The 18,598-nt window shown below is 32.5% G+C and carries 14 protein-coding genes; 3 read left to right on the top strand and 11 right to left on the bottom strand.

What is annotated here, in order from left to right; translation table 11 throughout:
* Positions 1-236 precede the first annotated feature (236 nt).
* From DK442_RS26440 to DK442_RS26460, 5 genes are all read right to left on the bottom strand, one after another.
* The gene (locus DK442_RS26440) at positions 237-1,895 is read right to left on the bottom strand and encodes an MBOAT family protein (RefSeq protein ID WP_109438931.1); all 1,659 of its coding nucleotides are present in this window, start codon (positions 1,893-1,895) and stop codon (positions 237-239) included.
* Positions 1,888-3,162 (bottom strand): GDSL-type esterase/lipase family protein, encoded by a 1,275-nt coding sequence (locus tag DK442_RS26445; RefSeq protein WP_160114378.1) that lies wholly within the window; start codon positions 3,160-3,162, stop codon positions 1,888-1,890. Before DK442_RS26445 ends, DK442_RS26440 begins: the two co-directional genes overlap by 8 nt.
* Positions 3,155-4,591 (bottom strand): SGNH/GDSL hydrolase family protein, encoded by a 1,437-nt coding sequence (locus tag DK442_RS26450; RefSeq protein WP_160114379.1) that lies wholly within the window; start codon positions 4,589-4,591, stop codon positions 3,155-3,157. Before DK442_RS26450 ends, DK442_RS26445 begins: the two co-directional genes overlap by 8 nt.
* 235 nt (positions 4,592-4,826) lie before the next feature.
* Positions 4,827-5,087 carry a hypothetical protein gene (locus DK442_RS26455; RefSeq protein ID WP_109438934.1) on the bottom strand — a complete coding sequence of 87 codons (261 nt, stop codon included), beginning with the start codon at positions 5,085-5,087 and terminating at the stop codon, positions 4,827-4,829.
* Between the two features lie 276 nt (positions 5,088-5,363).
* The gene (locus tag DK442_RS26460; RefSeq protein WP_109438935.1) at positions 5,364-6,080 is read right to left on the bottom strand and encodes a tetratricopeptide repeat protein; all 717 of its coding nucleotides are present in this window, start codon (positions 6,078-6,080) and stop codon (positions 5,364-5,366) included.
* A gap of 282 nt (positions 6,081-6,362) precedes the next feature.
* On the opposite strand from DK442_RS26460, the gene DK442_RS26465 reads away from it, so the two are divergent.
* Positions 6,363-7,502 (top strand): SH3 domain-containing protein, encoded by a 1,140-nt coding sequence (locus DK442_RS26465; protein ID WP_160114380.1) that lies wholly within the window; start codon positions 6,363-6,365, stop codon positions 7,500-7,502.
* A gap of 13 nt (positions 7,503-7,515) precedes the next feature.
* Here DK442_RS26465 and DK442_RS26470 read toward each other — a convergent pair whose 3' ends face one another.
* Complete coding sequence (locus tag DK442_RS26470) at positions 7,516-10,968, bottom strand: pyruvate carboxylase (protein ID WP_109438937.1); 3,453 nt, start codon at positions 10,966-10,968, stop codon at positions 7,516-7,518.
* 467 nt (positions 10,969-11,435) lie between these two features.
* On the opposite strand from DK442_RS26470, the gene DK442_RS26475 reads away from it, so the two are divergent.
* Positions 11,436-12,284, top strand: a complete 849-nt coding sequence (locus tag DK442_RS26475) for a hypothetical protein (protein WP_109438938.1) — start codon at positions 11,436-11,438, stop codon at positions 12,282-12,284.
* Positions 12,285-12,366: 82 nt separating this feature from the next.
* On the opposite strand, the gene DK442_RS26480 is transcribed toward DK442_RS26475, so the two are convergent.
* The 5 genes from DK442_RS26480 to DK442_RS26500 all read right to left on the bottom strand — a co-directional run bounded on the left by DK442_RS26480 (position 12,367) and on the right by DK442_RS26500 (position 16,819).
* Positions 12,367-13,497 carry a TRAP transporter substrate-binding protein gene (locus DK442_RS26480; protein ID WP_235011036.1) on the bottom strand — a complete coding sequence of 377 codons (1,131 nt, stop codon included), beginning with the start codon at positions 13,495-13,497 and terminating at the stop codon, positions 12,367-12,369.
* Positions 13,498-13,559: 62 nt separating this feature from the next.
* On the bottom strand, positions 13,560-14,906 hold the full coding sequence (locus DK442_RS26485; protein ID WP_109438939.1) for a TRAP transporter large permease subunit: 1,347 nt from the start codon (positions 14,904-14,906) through the stop codon (positions 13,560-13,562).
* Positions 14,907-15,410 carry a TRAP transporter small permease subunit gene (locus DK442_RS26490; protein ID WP_109438940.1) on the bottom strand — a complete coding sequence of 168 codons (504 nt, stop codon included), beginning with the start codon at positions 15,408-15,410 and terminating at the stop codon, positions 14,907-14,909.
* 156 nt (positions 15,411-15,566) lie between these two features.
* On the bottom strand, positions 15,567-16,328 hold the full coding sequence (gene yaaA / locus DK442_RS26495) for a peroxide stress protein YaaA (protein WP_109438941.1): 762 nt from the start codon (positions 16,326-16,328) through the stop codon (positions 15,567-15,569).
* Positions 16,329-16,426: 98 nt separating this feature from the next.
* Positions 16,427-16,819, bottom strand: coding sequence for a glyoxalase/bleomycin resistance/dioxygenase family protein (locus DK442_RS26500; RefSeq protein ID WP_109438942.1), 393 nt, complete (start codon positions 16,817-16,819; stop codon positions 16,427-16,429).
* Positions 16,820-17,263: 444 nt separating this feature from the next.
* On the opposite strand from DK442_RS26500, the gene DK442_RS26505 reads away from it, so the two are divergent.
* Positions 17,264-18,586, top strand: a complete 1,323-nt coding sequence (locus tag DK442_RS26505; RefSeq protein ID WP_160114381.1) for a glycoside hydrolase family 71/99-like protein — start codon at positions 17,264-17,266, stop codon at positions 18,584-18,586.
* Positions 18,587-18,598 lie beyond the last annotated feature (12 nt).

An 18,598-nucleotide genomic window follows, 5' to 3' on the forward strand; every position in this document is an offset into this window, starting at 1 on the left:
ATCAATGTAAATCAAGTAGTAAAAGGTGCTATCGCGTGAGGGATAGTAGTGGCATCCTTTTTTATTTGTCTACTTCGACAAGCTTAGCATAACAAATAAGAAAGATATAGCGAATAGCCCGACCCGAAATGTAGTGCAGGGGTACGCCCAAAAAGATACACTATCAATTATAAAAAGGATTTCAGCCTGCGCTGGAATGACAAATAGGAAATTCTAATCCTATGCATCAGATATTTTTAGAACTGGAAGTAAATAAAGGGTTGAAAATCGGCCGCATACGTTTGATAACATATAATAGCGACTACCATAGCTACAACTGCTTTAATCACTATATTACTTTTTATAAACTGCTCTAAAATCCAATCTTTGGTCTTATAAGGCAACCAATGTGTAATATACCCAATCCCCATGATGATAAAAACTGTACGGTATTCCCAAAGTACAAGCAACGCATTTTGCCAGTCCATATTGGTTGCTACTTGTTGATAGAAGCGACTAATATGATCCATACTATTACCTCTAAAATAGATTCGTGTAAACGTGATAAATATAAAGGTAAATCCTATTTTCCATACCGTAGCCAACCATGCGTTAGAATTTTCATAAGGACTGATTTTTCGCCAATATTTATAAACAACAACTCCTAATCCGTTTAATCCTCCCCAGATTACAAATTTCCAGGAAGCTCCATGCCATAAACCTCCTACTAGCATGGTAATCATAATATTTACATTTCGATTAAAATGCCATGCTAATTTTGAAGAAAATAGAGTAATAATCAATACCAACCCTATCCCCGCAGTTGCTATAATGGCAATTCCAAAATCTGCATAGGCAAATACTCCTAAAAAAGTGAACACTGTTATGAAGATATATGAAAAAATACTTCCATTACGATTACCTCCTATGGGTATATATAAATAATCTTTGAGCCAACTTGATAAGGAAATATGCCATCGCCTCCAAAAATCTCCACAATGAATTGCCTTATAGGGTGAATTAAAGTTAACAGGTAATTTATATCCCATAAGTAATGCTAATCCGATAGCTATATCGGTATATCCAGAGAAATCTCCATAGATTTGCAATGAATATCCAAACATTGCCATAATATTAGTAAATCCAGAGAACATCTCGGGGACATCAAAGACCCTATCCATAAAATTAGCCGCAATATAATCGGCAAAGAGCATTTTTTTGATTAACCCCTTTAGGATCATAAAAGTAGCATTACCAAAGTCTTGTTTGGTAATATTAATCTCTTTTCGAATCTGCGGTACAAAATCTGCCGCTCTTACAATTGGTCCAGCCACTAATTGAGGAAAGAAACTCACAAAGAAACCAAAATCTATAATCGATTTTAGAGGTTTGATTTGTTTTCGATAAATATCTACACTATAGCTAATAGTTTGAAAAGTATAAAAGGAAATCCCTACGGGAAGAATAATTTTATCTACCGTAAAATAATCCACTTCACTCCAGGTATTTGCCCATTGTGCAAGATAATTTATAACTTCATAATCAGTTTGAAATAAATAATTATAGGAGTCTGTAAAAAAATAAGCATACTTAAAATAACACAGCGTCCCCAGGTTAATAATAACACTTACTGCAACTAATATTTTTTTAAAAATAATAGATTTACTATTATAAATAGCCTTACCCAGAAAAAAATCATTGACCGTGCTAAACAATAATATCCCTATAAAAAGACCACTGGTTTTATAATAGAATAAAAGGCTTATTGCAAAAAGATAAGCACTTCGTAGCGCTTTTTTACGGTAAACTATGGCATAAATAAAATAGATTGCTGCAAAGAAAATCCAGAAATTTGCCTGTGTAAAGATTAATGGGAAATCTTCTGAAAAAGAAAATATGTCAATGAGTCTATTCATTAATAATCTGAGTCAAAATAGAGTTTGGTTCCAATTGGAGTTCGTTCTCCCATGAATGTGCCAATGCTTCTAACAAAAGGTCTGCTTTTATTCGGTATCCCATTACTGTAAAATGAATCCGATCGCGAGGCATCAATTTATGAGTATACCAACTCTGCGAAGAATTGAACCCTCCCATAATTTCATAAAAATCCCAAACCGCCATTTTCTGTTCTTTGGCAACTTCATAAATAATTTTTTCTGCCACTCGAGTTCTAGGATTAGGAAATTTCTTCTTATAATATGAATCATTAGGTACAGTAAGTAATACAGCACAATCTGGATTTGCCTTTTGTACCAATTTAATTAAATCAGTATAATATGTTTTATATGAATCCGGATTAAAATCAGGGTGGTATGCATCATTGGTACCTATTGATACAATAAATAAATCAGGAGTATATAACATTAGTTGATCTTCAAAATATTTACAACGATCATAATAGGAAAAACTACCTCCGTTTACTCCGATAGAAGTATATTCAATCCCTTTATTTTCATTCATTAATTCTATCCCCATCATTAAAAACTCTGCATTTTCTACATTTTCAACTTTGCGAATACAAAACTCGACTTCATCTACTGTTGTATTTAAAGTATACTCGATAAAATGTGCTTTCTTATCCTCTTTGACTTCAGAAATTATAGAATCTTGTTTAAAAGATATTTCATAGTCTGTACTCCAATTATCATAAAAGATCCTGATTTTATTAAAATCATACATATTTTCATGATAGTTATTCCCATTAACTTTTAATTTAACATTAGATATTGTATCCTTAAAAACTGCGGTTACACCTGATAATCCCCACGCTACGCTATCTTTTCTTACCGAACATCTGTATCCTTTCCATTCCCCATCAAATTTGACTCTATAGTTTCCTGGGTTATTAGTTTTGGCAATACTGTAAGGATAAATAAATCCTCGTTGCCCTTTTGAGGTTGGGCTCATTGTCTGAAGATAAGACCTCAAACGGTTTGAATAAATATCTGCCTGGATATGAGAACCTCCAATATGAAAAATATGAAGATTTTCTTCTCCTCCTTTTGCAATCGTATCTAGTTTATGAAAGAGTTTTTTAAACGCCGGAGAATCCTCTGCCATCTTGATAGTGTTCGCTTTCCAATTCACAAAAGGATATTTATCTCGTACGGTGTCTAAAACATAAGTTTGTGCCATTGCTGGTAAGGCAAAAAGGCATAGGTAAAAGAGTAATTTGCTACGCATCATCATTGTTTTCAGGTTCTTTAAGGTCAAGGTATAGGGCTGTAAAAAATAGTTCTGAAATTATTTTGGTTCCTTTCCAGGTAAAATGCATATAATCTTTGGCTGTGAGTTTTTCATCTACCCATAGTTTCATAGATCCTTTTCCTCCCATCGCATCAAACATGCTCCAATATGCAACATTATTCTCTAGACAGGTTTCTGTTAGTTTTGCATTAAGGTACGGTAACATCGGGTAGGTTTCCATTTTACCGTTTACCGGAAGACACATATCTGTAGGTCCAATAAATATGAAACTTGTATTTTTTGCACGTCGCCTGATCCAATTTACCTGGCTTGTTACTCGTTTAGCATATTTTTCTACATCTATAGAATCCTTAAGATATGGCATTGTGTTTCCACCATATTGCATGATCACAATTTTAGGCTTCAATTGCCTTACCATTTGGCTATAGGTCGACGCATTAGAATTTGCAAAAATAGTTCCCGAAGCGCCTCTCATTGCCACATTATCAATTTGTACTCTAGAACCACCATCTAAGGTAAGTCCATAAAAATCTGCACTAACTTTGCCTTCTAGTTCGATTTTTAAATCTGTTGGAGTAACCGAAGTTCGAATTTTGTATTGATGGTATCCTCCATCTGCAATCAGGCTGTCTTGTTGAATCAGATTACCATCATTATATACTGATATTTTTATTGGGAAATTGCAATTACCATAGTGTAGACCAATATTTGTAAATCGCCTGAATTTGGCATATGTTTTCTTTGATTTACCAATCTTTACAGAAGCTTTTATGATTGGTAAGGAATCAAGTGCTGTACTATCTGGAAGTACTTTTTGATATGCTGTAAATCGTGAAACTGATAAATAGGCTCCATATTTTTTATGAGAAAACTTTTTCTTGGTTGGATCAAAAAACGCAAAACGCTCCCAGTGTTCACTTGGCTCTACAACAGCGCTTATCTGTCTATAGACTGGTAACACAGGAATAAACCCAGGACCGCTCCCACCATACATCCCCTGGAGTCTGTTACGTAAATACCCTGTTATACGATCTCCTTCGATTTGAGAATCTCCATAATGTATAATACGACATGATTTTGAAGAGAGTTTTTCTCTTAATTCTGTTGCAAAATCTGGGTTTTCTTCTGGATATTTAATCCTAACGATTCGAGTAGTATCAATTTTGGAGAAATCAGGTAATTGTTTTATTTCTTCTGCTAAAGCAATATCATTCTTGGTTTCACTTGTTTCGATATCTAATGGTGTTACAATTTGCGTAACTTCTAAAACATCTTGTCGTGTCAGAGATGAATCTTTCTCTAAACCCAAAAAAGTAGTATATGCCGGATATTTAACAGCTACTCCCTCATAAGAAAATCCATCATCCTGAGTTTGAGCTTTCTGAACGCCCCCTTTTTCACTCAAAAACATGAGACCGAACAATCCCCCTAATACGAATAGGATAAATAATGATATTTGAATAGGTCTGATTCTCAATGTTTCCCAGAAATGTTAAGGCAATGTAAAAATAGAAAGATTTTCTGAACTACAAAGTAGTTTCATGAGTATAGACTATTATTATCCTGTATAAAAGGGTAAAAAAAGAGTCATATTGTGACTATGACTCTTTAGATTATAAATAAAATGATACATTATTTGACTATGCATCAATCTCGATTCCACCTCCCGATCCACCACATTGAGTAGCATTACGTATTATCGCCGGGTAGTTTAAAAGACAAAATTGACTAGCCCCAGAAGGCTGGCTGGCAGTTGTACCAGGACAATTACAATCAAGTCTGCAAGGACCTAAATGAAAAAACGGATAGCAATTCCCTCTTGATCCACCACCAGAGATGGTTTTTTGTTCTTTTTTACTAATTTTTGAAGTTCCTTTAAGGTTTAAGAGTTTTTTAAACATAATACATGAATTAAAATTAAAAATCCTTGAAAATTTACCGACACCAAGGTTTATGTCTATTTATCAAAGAGTAATTGTAAAGTATACGTTTAACAGAAAACAACAACTGAAAAGTTCAGTATGATGTATTTGTCATTAAAGGGTAGATATATTTAGTAATACTTCTAAAAGTAAGAAATTCAAACACATAAACATATTAAGCATATGTTATATTTTGAAAAAAGCAATAGTACTAAACACAATTATTTCAAAAAAGGAATACATATTATGGGATGTCTAAATAGAAGAAACTAATTTCTTTACATCATGTACTACTGTTCTATATTTATTACGATTAGGCTTGGACATGTGTTGTGCCTCTGTAAGGATTTCGAATAAAATCTCTTTTGCGTCTTCTGTTTTTCCCTTTTTTAGCAAAAATTGAGCGAGAGTATAGCGCTCTTTATAATTAGAGTATCGTTGATCTATTTGCCGTAGATGTTCTTCTGCTTTTTCAGACTGTTGATCTTCTTCTAATGCCAAACCATATAAAAACTGACTTCGGGAACCTTTAAAATCTGATCTATCTACTATCTTTTCTGCACTCGAAATAATTTTTTCGTAATTTTTAATTTGATAATATCCCTCTATAAGTTTTTTAAGCACTCCAACATCATTGTTTGTATTATGTGCTTTTTCATATTCTTGTATAGCATAAGTATAATCTCCTGCTTCTAATAATGCATCTGCCAAATTTACTCTGTTCTGAAAAGTATCTGCAAAATCTAATTGTTTCTGTAAATCCTTAATTTTTTTAGTAGGATTGATAACATTAACAATTTCATTCTGAACCACATCCAGATCTTTCTTGTTAAAAACTTGAGTAAATAAGTATATAACACTTCCTAATACAGGCAGAAGCATAATAACAAAAAACCAATAATAATTACTTTTATTCTTGATCGCGTGATAAACACAATAGCCTTGTAAGGCAATGATTAAAAAGTACTGCATCCCGTAAAAATAGGTAAAACTTTATTAAAAAGTTAATGATAAATTGTAATCATTTTATTCCTTCAATTAACTATAAAACTATAATTTATTTATTTTTATGACAGGTACTCAGGCATTATAAAAAGGGAAAATATATCATTATTTCATATAAAAAAAGAGATACTCTTTTGTAACAAGATATTCGCAGATATTAATCGATTGACTACAAATCTAAATTTAAGTTTTTAAGTTGAATTAAAAGCTAATAAATTTAGTGTTTACTTTTTAATTCAAAATATGACAATGTATATACTTAAGCGGATATTTGTTTTGAGTTTTATTTGCCTTCTCTATGCCTGTAAAGAAGACAAAAAACAAAATACTTCTACCGTTTCAGATACCCGAGATAGTATTATTGTTTCAATACCAGAAAAACAGCAACCTATTAACACTATAAATACAGTTATTGCAAAAAATGGGTTATTTGTTAGAAAACGACCAGAAAGTGGCAGTGAAATCATTATTAAACTCCCTTTTAAAAGTCAAGTTAAAATTATAGAGCATACAGGAATAACTTTAGAGATAAGGGATAGTGGTAAACAAATCAAAGGGGAATGGGTTAAAATTAATTTTGAACTCCCAGAAGAATCTTCAAATCAAAATATCGATCAAAGCGGTTATGTATTTAATGCTTTTCTATCTTCAAGATTTAACAATCGATTCAAAATACTAAAATGGGGTGAAATTTTTTGTGACTTCCAAGCTTATTTTGACACTGATGCGTATAGTGAACTAGAAATTATAGATACATTTCAGTTTGCTTTTCGTGATGTTGAATATGATCTATATAATTATGAAAAACCTTTTTTTTGGTATAATCTTGGTCTTGAAACTTCATATACGGCTTCAAATTTAGAAGAGTTATCTAGGTTAAGTCTAGACACACTCAATGAAGAATACAACAGAAAATACAAATACATCCAAAATCTAAACCTCATCGATGAAGAATATTGGGAGAAGCAACGCAAAAGAGAGTTATCTATTTTAAAAAAGTCATATGATTTTTATACCATACAGATCAAAGCTCACTTTGATCCAAAAATATTACTAACGTTAGATATACCCGCTTCTAAACATGAATTTTGTGATGTTTATATAGAACGTTTGGTTTCTGGAGGGCAATTATTAATAGATTATTGGGATAATTTTGTAGAGGAACAATGTAAAAATAATTATAGTCCTTCAAACTGTTATCATGAATCTATTGAAGGCAAAGGAACCGAACACGAAGAAACCTATGCTCGAATGTACTTAATCAAATGGGCTCTAGGTCGCTGCACAAAACTTGATGCTTATAGAGCATACGAAGAACAAACAGAAATGCAAGAACGTTTTGTAAGTACTCTATATGGTTTTGAAGAAGATTGTCAGGAAACAGATTAATCCATTAAAAAAACTATTTAAGCATAATTACTAAATCATCAGCATTTACCATTGTACCAGGTTTGAGTACAATTTTCTTGATTACAGCATTTTCGTTAGCCGTAATAGTCGTTTCCATTTTCATAGCTTCAATAACAAATAACGGATCATTCTTTTTAACCTCTTGACCCGTTTTAACTAATACAGAAGATAAAGAACCTTGCAGCGGAGCTCCTATTTGTTTGATATCTGTTTTATCAACTTTGGCATTTATCACTTTATCTACCTTAATTGATTTGTCTTGTACTTCTACATTTCTGGTTTGACCATTTACTTTAAAGAATATAGTAACTTTTCCATCTTCATGAGGTTCTCCTATTGATATTAATTCTATCAGCAGAATTTTCCCTTTATCCAACTCTATAATGATTTCTTCTCCAGGAGTCATCCCATAGAAAAAGTTTTTGGTCGGAATATTCATCACATTACCATATTTTAAATGATGATTATATGCTCCTGTAAAAACTTTTGGGTATAGTTTATAAGAAAGGAAATCGGTAATATCCAATGCCCTTCCCATTCCTTTTTTAAATACTTTTTCGAAGTCTTTAAATTCAGTTTCAAAATCTACAGGCTCCAAATGTGCATTAGGTCTATTCGTAAATGGTTTCTGATCCTTAAGAATTGATTTCTGCAATTTTTTAGGAAACTTCCCTACGGGTTGCCCCAATTCTCCTTTAAACAAACTCACTACTGATTGTGGAAATGAAATTGTTTCTCCCCTTTCTTTTACATCCTCTATAGTTAAGTTATTACTTACTAAATACTGAGCCATATCGCCAACCACTTTAGAACTTGGTGTAACCTTAACGATATCTCCAAAAAGTTCATTAACCTCTCCATACATTTTAGTAATTTCATGAAAACGATCAGAAAGTCCCAATGCTTCAGCTTGCGGTTTAAGGTTTGAATATTGTCCTCCCGGAATCTCATGTTGATACACTTCTCCTGTTCCTGCTTTTAACCCAGACTCAAAAACATAGTAATATTCACGTACTGCTTCCCAATAATTAGAATACTCATTTAACTTGGAAGTATCCATAATATTTTCACGTTCGTGAAACCTCATCATCTCAAGTACTGCATTAAAATTTGGTTGAGCTGTTAATCCCGAAAGACCTCCCAGAGCTACATCCACTACATCTACTCCTGCCTCAATTGCTTTGAGATATGTTGCCGATTGCACTGAAGAGGTATCGTGCGTATGTAAATGTACTGGAATATTAATTTCTGATTTTAAGGCAGAAACTAATTCATAAGCTGCATACGGTTTAAGTAATCCTGCCATATCTTTTATACCTAGAATATGAGCTCCTGCATTCTCAATATCTTTTGCTAACTGAATATAATAATCAAGCGTATACTTAGTTCTATTAGGGTCTAATATATCTCCCGTATAACACAATGAGCCTTCTGCTAAGCCTTGTGTTCTTGTACGAACATGTTCTATACATGGAGCTATGGATTTCATCCAGTTTAACGAATCAAAAATTCTAAAAACATCAACTCCATTCTCCCAGGATTGTTCTACAAACTTTCCTATCAAATTATCAGGATATGCGGTATATCCTACTCCGTTAGATCCACGAATTAGCATCTGAAGTAATAGATTAGGCATAGCTTTTCTTAATGCGCGTAGTCTTTCCCATGGATTTTCATTAAGAAAACGTAAACAAACATCAAAAGTAGCACCTCCCCAAACTTCCATACTAAAGATTTCTGGATGATTTTTTGCAAACCCTTCTGCCACTTTTATCATATCATAAGTTCTCATCCTTGTTGCGATTAGACTTTGATGAGCATCTCGCATTGTAGTATCAGTAAAATGAACTTTCTTTTCATTTTTTAACCATGTAGCAAACTTCTCCGGGCCTAATTCGGTTAATATATTTTTAGTTCCTTTTGAATATCCTGCGGTTTCATCAAATTTTGGAACTATAGGGGTAACAAAAGTTTTAGTTGGGTCTATTTTTTTAACATCCGGATTTCCATTCACTATAATATCACCCAAAAAATTTGCTAGTTTGGTGGCGCGGTTCCTAGATTCTCGGATTGTAAATAAAGATTTTGTATTCTGAATAAAATTAACGGTTACCTCTCCTTTTCTAAAAGTTTCATGTTTTAGAATATTATCTAAAAATGGCATATTGGTTTTTACGCCACGTATTCTAAATTCTGAAAGTGCTCGTCGCATTTTTCTACATGCTCCATCCAAAGTTCTACTATTTGCAGAAACTTTAACCAACATCGAGTCAAAGAATGGAGAAATCGTTACTCCCTGATATACACTTCCTGCATCTAATCGGATTCCAAATCCAGAAGCACTTCTATAGGTAGTTATCGTACCATAATCTGGCTTAAAATCATTTTCTGGATCCTCTGTAGTTATTCTACACTGTAATGCAAACCCAGTGGTTTTAAGACCTTCCTGACTTTCTATTTTTATTTGTTTATCCGATAGTTTATATCCTCCTGCAATAAAAACCTGAGCTTTGATTAAGTCTATTCCTGTGACAATTTCTGTAACGGTATGTTCTACTTGTACACGAGGATTTACTTCAATAAAATAGATACTACTATCTTCATCCACCAGAAATTCTACGGTACCAATATTATTATAGTCTACGGCTTTGCATATTTTAAGCGCATATTCATACAAATCTTGTTTTATTTGTTCTGACACTCCAAAAGAAGGAGCGTATTCTATTACTTTTTGATATCGTCGTTGCACAGAGCAATCACGTTCAAAAAGGTGTACCATATTTCCATATTGATCAGCTACAATTTGTACTTCTATGTGTTTTGGATTCTCTACAAACTTTTCAAGAAAAACCGTATCATCTCCAAAAGCATTAAGAGCTTCTCTACGTGACTCGGGATAAGCTTTTTCTAATTCTTCTTTATTGCGAATTACTCTCATACCTCGGCCTCCTCCTCCTGAAGCTGCTTTTAACATAACAGGAAATCCAATACGCTTAGCTTCTTTTATAGCTATTTTAATATCCACCAGATCTTCCTTATTGCTTTGAATGATTGGTATATCATTATCTATCGCTACTTTTTTAGCTGTAATTTTATCTCCCAAAGAACGAAGAACAGAAACTTTAGGTCCTATAAAAATGATATCATTCTCTAGGCATTGTTGCGCAAAATCAGCATTCTCTGAAAGAAACCCGTACCCTGGATGAATTGCATCAACATCATTATCCTTAGCTACTTTGATGATCGCTTCGATATTAAGATATGGTTTTAACGGCTGATGATTCTCACCTATTTGATAAGCTTCATCTGCTTTATACCTATGCAAAGAATATCGATCTTCATACGTATATACTCCTACCGTTTGCAATCCAATTTCTGTACATGCTCTAAAAATTCGGATTGCAATTTCCCCTCGATTAGCAACTAAAACCTTCTTGATTTGCATATTGTAAATTTTGAGTTAAAAACACTTTTAGCGAACATTCGCTGCGAAGATATTGATAAGAAATATGCTATGCAATAGAATACTCAAAATATATAAGTCAAAATAACTTATAACGTGACTTAGAAACTAAAAAAACTCTATTGTATAACCAAAAACTAACGGTTGTATTATTAAAAAAATAACATTCGAAATAATTTGAATAAATTCTTTTAAATCTTTTTTTATCGTAAAAATAAATTTAGTATGATGTACACCCTCATATCCCTGCAACTCTCATTATAATTATCCTAACGAATATTTATATATATTTCTACTAAGTACACACAAAAAGAGACAGGGGGAAAACCCCTGTTAAGAAAAGCACAATTAACAAAAAAATTAACTCGATTTTAATTTTCTCAAAAACCTTATCATTTAGTTTTGCCGTCCAATAAATAAACATAAACAATCTATTAAACCTTTTTATTATGAAAAACAAAATCATCCCATTTGTCAGTTTAATTATAGCTACCGCTTTTTTATTCAGTTGTAGTAGTGATGATGATGGGGATAATGATGGAGGCATAAATGCCGAAGCCTCTACTTCTAAACAATACAAAAGTTTGGAAGCAGCTACTGATCAAATAAACGATTTAACATCGGGTGCTATTAATACTGGTATGCGATCTTCTGGCAAATTCAGTCAAAAAATGAGTGATTGCTACACTATAAATCAGGAATTAAATGAAGATCAGACAGGTGGTACTGTAACCATCGATTTTGGAGATGGATGTGAAGTTGAAGAAGGAGATGTCATTTCTGGTAAAATATTAATGTCCTTCTCTTTTGATTTTAACGGCGAAAACATTTCTATCACATCAGATCAAACTATGGAAAATCTTGTTTTCAACGATATGACTGTAAATGGTACAACTAAACTGATTATTTCTATTACAGAACAAGGAGAAATCATTAATACCACTTCTAATATAGGTTTTGCATGGGCAGATGGTTTAACTGCTACCATTGAAGAAACTGGAAAAAATGAATTTTTTACAAACAATGATACTTTTGAGTTTTATAGCTTAAGTACTAATAATGGTAGTGCGAAGTTTAGTAACGGCGATTTATTTTCATTTACAACTACATCTCCTCTACGTATTGAAGATAATTGTGAATATCCTGTAAGTGGAATTATTAAAAACACCGAAAATACAGTTACCAAGACTTTAGATTTTGGAAATGGTGAATGTGACAGTATTGTAACTGTAACTGATGCTGAAGGAAATACAACCAATGTTGATCTTGAAACAGCAGATGATGATTTAATATTCTAATTCTATTGTTAACTTGTAAAAAGCCGTTTCAGTTAAATAACTCAAACGGCTTTTTTTTGTAGTGTCCAATTAAGAATTAATATTACTTCTGTATTTTATTATAATACGCTTTCTCTGTTACTTCGGACCATTTCGCAATTCTATTTTGAAAATTAGAATAGCTCTCATATACTTCTTTTGACAAAGGATCATCACCTATCATTTCTTGTAATGCTTCCTCTGTGTATCCTCTTAATGCATCCAAAGTTTCTTTAGAAAATTCTCGAATCTCGACATTTTCTTCATTCACTAATTTATCCAGATAGATACCATTTTGTTTATCAAACTCTGACAAAACCCATACCTGAGCTCTTTTAGCTGCTGCTTGTAATACCGCTTGTAAATGAGGCGGCAAACCGTCATGTAAATTTTTATTAATAAAAAATTCTAACTGGGAACCTGTTTCATGCCATCCCGGAGTATAATAGTATTTTGCAATTTTGTGAAATCCCATTTTATAATCGTGATATGGACCAATCCATTCTGTTGCATCAATTACTCCTCTTTCTAAACTTGTATACACTTCACTTCCTGCTACCAACACTGCAGCTCCGCCTGCTTTTTCTAGCACTTTTCCTCCAATCCCCGGAAGGCGCATTTTTAATCCTTTAAAATCTTCTATAGAATTAATTTCTCTATTAAACCATCCTCCCATCTGAACACCTGTATTTCCGCCCATAAACGGAACAAGATTAAATTTAGCATAAGTTTTTTTCCATAACTCATATCCTCCTCCAACTTCTAACCAAGACGTTATTTGTTGACTATTCATACCAAAAGGTACTGCAGCAAAAAACTGAGCAGCAGGTGTTTTTCCGGCCCAATAATACGCTGCGCCACACCCCATCTCAACACTACCTTGAGATACCGCATCAAAAGCTTCTAATGGAGGAACCAATTCTCCTCCTCCATATACCTTAATTTTGATTTGTCCATTAGACAACTCATCAACCCATTCAGCATATTTTTCTGCGACCTCACCTACTACAGGAAAATTAGGTGGCCATGTTGTGGTCATCTTCCAATAAAATACTTTATCCGGTTTGCTTACGTCATATGAATTGGTATTCATACTTGCAGGAGGATCTCCCAGGCAAGAAAAGAATAACGTGGATATCAATACCAATATCAGTGATTTTTTTGCTTTATATTTTTGAATTTTATCGAACTTCATATGTACTATAAATAAGTTATGAAATATACTTTTAGCTTTATCTAATAGAACTAAAATCAAAATTATTTAGAGATAAAAATAATCTCAGGAAAAAATACTACTACCCCAACAATAATCAATTGAATGATTATAAAAGGTATAATTCCTCTATAAATTTGACTGGTCTTTACACTTTCTGGAGCTACCCCTTTAAGATAAAATAGTGCAAATCCAAAAGGTGGAGTTAAAAATGATGTTTGTAAGTTTAATGCAATCAAAATCCCAACCCACAACATATCCATCCCAAAAGCATTAAAAATAGGGGTTACTACAGGAACTATAATAAAAACAATTTCTATAAAATCAATAAAAAACCCAGCTATAAAAATTACTACCATTACTAATAACAAAAATAGTAAAGGTGTTAGGTTTGATGACATAATCAATTCCTGTAAATACGAATCTCCACCAAGAGTTCTAAATACTAACGTAAATGTTGTTGCTCCTAAGAGAATAAAAAATACCATTGAGGTAAGCTTAGCAGTTTCTTGAGCTACTTCTTTTAAAATATTGAATGAAAACTTCTTTTGTATAATAGTCAATATTGTAGCTCCAATCGCTCCTATTGCAGAGGCTTCTGTTGGAGAAGCCACTCCAGTAAAAATAGACCCTAATACCAGTACAATTAATAGTATTGGTAGAAATAATACTTTTATAATTTTTATTGTAAAGTTATCTCCCCTGAATTCTTTTATTTCCTCTGCAGGAATACTGGGAGCATCTTCTTTATGAATAAAAGATTTTATCAGGATATAAAGAATATATAAACCAACAAGTATAATCCCGGGTAACAAAGCTGCAGAAAACAAAGCACCCACATCTACAGATGCTGCTCCTCTCGATGAACTATTAATCGTATCTGCTAGTAAAACCAGTACAATAGAAGGTGGTATAATCTGTCCTAAAGTTCCTGAAGATGCAATTACTCCCGTAGCTAGTTCTGTTTTATATCCTCGTTTTAACATAGTAGGTAAGCTTATTAACCCCATAGTCACTACAGTTGCACCTACTATACCTGTAGAAGCTGCTAATAATGCCCCCACAATCACAACAGAAATTGCCAAACCACCTCTAACTCGTCCAAACATCATAGCCATAGTTTCTAATAAACTCTGAGCTAGTCCAGATTTTTCTAACATAATTCCCATAAAAATAAACAAAGGTACAGCCATTAATACATAGTTATTCACTACCCCCATAATTCTGGATGGAAGTAAATAAAAAGTGGACATCTGAAACTGTTCCGGAGCAAAAATTGATACTCCAAAAGCAAATGCTACTGAGATTCCTCCTAGTGTAAAAGCTACCGGGTATCCTCTTAAAATCAGAATAAAAATGATTACAAATAATAGTATTGCTAAGTACTCCATTTACTGATCTTTATTAAATATAGTTTGAATTGATTTCAGCATATGAGAGAGTCCTTGAAGTGATAAAAAAACAAACCCCAAAGTAATACAAAATTTAAGTACATATAAAGCTGGTAAGCCTCCTGGCTGAGGAGAGCTTTCTCCAATCATAAAAGATGATAGCCCATAATACCATGAGGAAACAATGACTACATAACACCATGGTATTAATAAAAAAGCGCCCCCTAAAAGATCAACCCATGCTTTTCCTTTTTTAGAAAGTTTATTATAGAATACATCTACCCTAACATGCTTTCCGTATTTAAAGGTATATCCTGAAGCTAATAAGAATAACATTCCGAAAAGATAAATCTCTATTTCTATTATCCATACATAAGTAAACTTAAATATATATCGAGCAATCACATCAAGACCTATAACCACAGCAAGTAAAGCAGCAATCCAACTAACCAGTACCCCTATTTTTTCACCAATCTTATCAAGGAAATTGATAATTTTTTGCATCTAATAATTTGTGTTGTGAATATTAGGGTTGAAGATACTAAAATTAGATGCATTTAAGAATGGTACTTACTTAAAAGCTAATACCTATCCAGGAACACTATGTTTAATAGTAAGAAAAAAACACTTTTTCTTAAGAATCGGATGATAATGATTACACTATCTCACAAAAACCAACTCATTAGGTTTGGTGGTATATTCTTCACTAAAACCATAACCTTCATAGTTAAATCCTTTTAAATCCTCAATAGTTTTTGCATTAGTATCAATAATATAACGCACCATCATACCTCGCGCCTTTTTTGCAAAAAAGCTAATCATCTTAAGCTTATCTCCTTTCCAATCCTTAAATTGAGGGGTGATTACAGGAACTTTTAATGCTTTTATATCTACTGCACTAAAGTATTCATTACTCGCAAGATTGATGAATAATTCATCCTCCTGTAGCTCTTCGTTTATCTGTTGAGTAACCGTTTTTTTCCAAAACTCATACAAATTATTTTTTCGTCCTATCTTAAGTTTTGTACCCATCTCAAGACGATATGGCTGTATAAGATCCAAGGGTTTTAAGATGCCATATAATCCAGAAAGTATTCTTAATTGATCTTGTAACAGATTTAATTTTTCTTCTGATAGTGTGTACGCATCCAATCCTGTGTATACATCACCGCTAAATGCATATATTGCAGGTCTTGCATTTTCTACAGTAAAAGGAAGACTCCACTCCTGATTACGTTGCCAATTGAGCTGTGCAAGTTTATCACTTATACTCATTAACTCAGAAAGCTTTTTTGGAGATTTCTTTTTGAGCACTCCATTTAACTTTTCTGCTTCAAGAAGAAAGGCTGAAGATGAATGCTTTTTAGTGGGTAATGCGGTTTCAAAATCTAATGATTTGGCTGGAGATACTACAATTTTCATTTATACAACTTTTTTGTTTTTCAAAAATACGATTGTGCATTTAGAATTAAAACTTACTGACCTATTTCTTCTCTATTTAGGTATATATAAAAGTTATTCTATTTGATATATTCTTTTATTTGTTTTGCAAACGTTTCTTCATCTTTAAATGCCAGAAGATTTCCATCTGGATCAAAAAACTTTGCTACAACACCCCAACTATGTTCCTGATATTCTACTGGTATCTTTTCTGCACTTAAATCGAGGACTATCTCTTTTACGTTTATAACGTGCATTCGAATACAACTAAATGCCTTTTTGACACCTCCATCAAGATTCAAATAATCTGCTCTATCTTCCTTTTCTATCATTAAATATGTTCCAAAAAAATCAAAACATGTTAATTCTTTATTTTGAAACAAAATATCCAGTTTTAAAACGGTACTATAAAATAGTATACATTCTTTATATTTTCTCACATAAAGAATATGTCCTGTTCGTTTAATATCCATATAAAAGAATTTTATAGTTAAAATACAATTGTATGTTGTACATATAAATCATTCATACTATTTCTTAATTATTCATTCATAAAAAAAATTTATCAACACTACCAAAACATAGGCCATTCACCATAAAACACTGGTTTTAAGAGCAATATTCAATTTGAAAAATGTTAAAAAAAACCAAAAATATTTTTCCAAAGCAAATTAATTTAATTACTTTTAACACAAATAACGTAACACATAGAGGTAAAACCCTCATTTCGTCAAAAATTGTATGAATCCAAAACTTAGATAAGAAAAGGATTCGTAGTCTAATTATTCACAAATCTCCTTAGTACAATAAAACTAAACTCTTTTAGACAATTTTTTGGTGTAACTATTTTAATTATGTGTACTATGTTAAGATCTTGGTGTAAACCTACTATTTCCATTTTTTTTATAATCATTTTCTTGTATTCTTGTGAAAAAGAAGAAATCATTTCTATTGAAGAACAACAAGTAGAAGAGTTATCTATTTCAGAAACTGTTCAGGATTCTACCTATACCGATGCAGAATTATTAAAGGTATTAGAAGAAGAATTGGAATTTATAGAACTTGAAGAAAAAGGAAATATTGTAGATATTTCTCATATGGATATCGTCAAAGAAAATCCTAAAAAAGTCTATGTACATTATCTCCCATGGTTTCAGAATAAAGATTTTGATGGGTATTGGGGCCAACATTGGACTATGAGCAATCAGAATCCCGAAATCAAAAATGAAAATAATACGTTACAAATTGCTTCTTATTATTATCCTCTTATTGGCCCTTACTCATCTAGTGATCCAGACTTACAAGAATATCATTTTCTAATGATGAAACTTTCTGGAGTCGATGGTGTAATCTTTGACTGGTATGGCAGTAGAGACTTACATGACTATGGGCTAATTAAACAATCTACAGAAACTTTTATTGGTACTCTAGAAGATTTGGGAATGCAATTTGCCATCATGTATGAAGATCGAGTGGCAGCACAAGCTGCAGCTCAGTCATTATCTTCAAACATCATAGAAGCCGCTCAAGAAGATCTTACATACATTAATGAACAGTATTTTTCGAGTCCAGAATATATCAAATACAATGATAAAAACGTACTATTTATATTTGGTCCTGATTACTTGACTACAGAAAATGAATGGAATCAAGTATTTGATATTTTACCCGCAGATAATCGTCCTGATTTCTTGACCTTATGGGCTGCTAAGAATCGGGTTGGGGTAAATGCAACAGGCGAATTTTTATGGGTGGATAAAGATCACCTTCTTGCTCATGAATACTATTATGATACATATCAAATGCAAAACAATATTACTGTTGGATCCTCTTATCCAGGATTTAAAAGTTTCTATGCAGAAGGTGGATGGTCTGATGGAATAAATGACTGGACGATTGATACTGATCAAGGACATACTTTTGTAGAAACTCTTAACTATACTCATCATGAACTCTCAGATTTTATTCAGATTATTACATGGAACGACTTTGGAGAAGGGACTATGATAGAACCTACAGCAGAATTTGGGTTCACTTATTTACAAATCCTTCAGCAATATACTGGTGTTTCTTTTACTCCTGATGATCTGCAAATCGCCTTAGATTTATACAATACACGAAAAGATTATAAAAACAACTCTCGAGTTCAAAAAATTCTAAATCGATCATATAAATATATCAAAAAACTTAAACTAAAACGAGCCGATAAAATTCTTAAAGCGATAAGAAGATTTTATTAAAACCTTCTTTCT

Source organism: Aquimarina sp. AU119, from assembly GCF_900312735.1.
Taxonomy (GTDB): Bacteria; Bacteroidota; Bacteroidia; order Flavobacteriales; family Flavobacteriaceae; genus Aquimarina; species Aquimarina algiphila.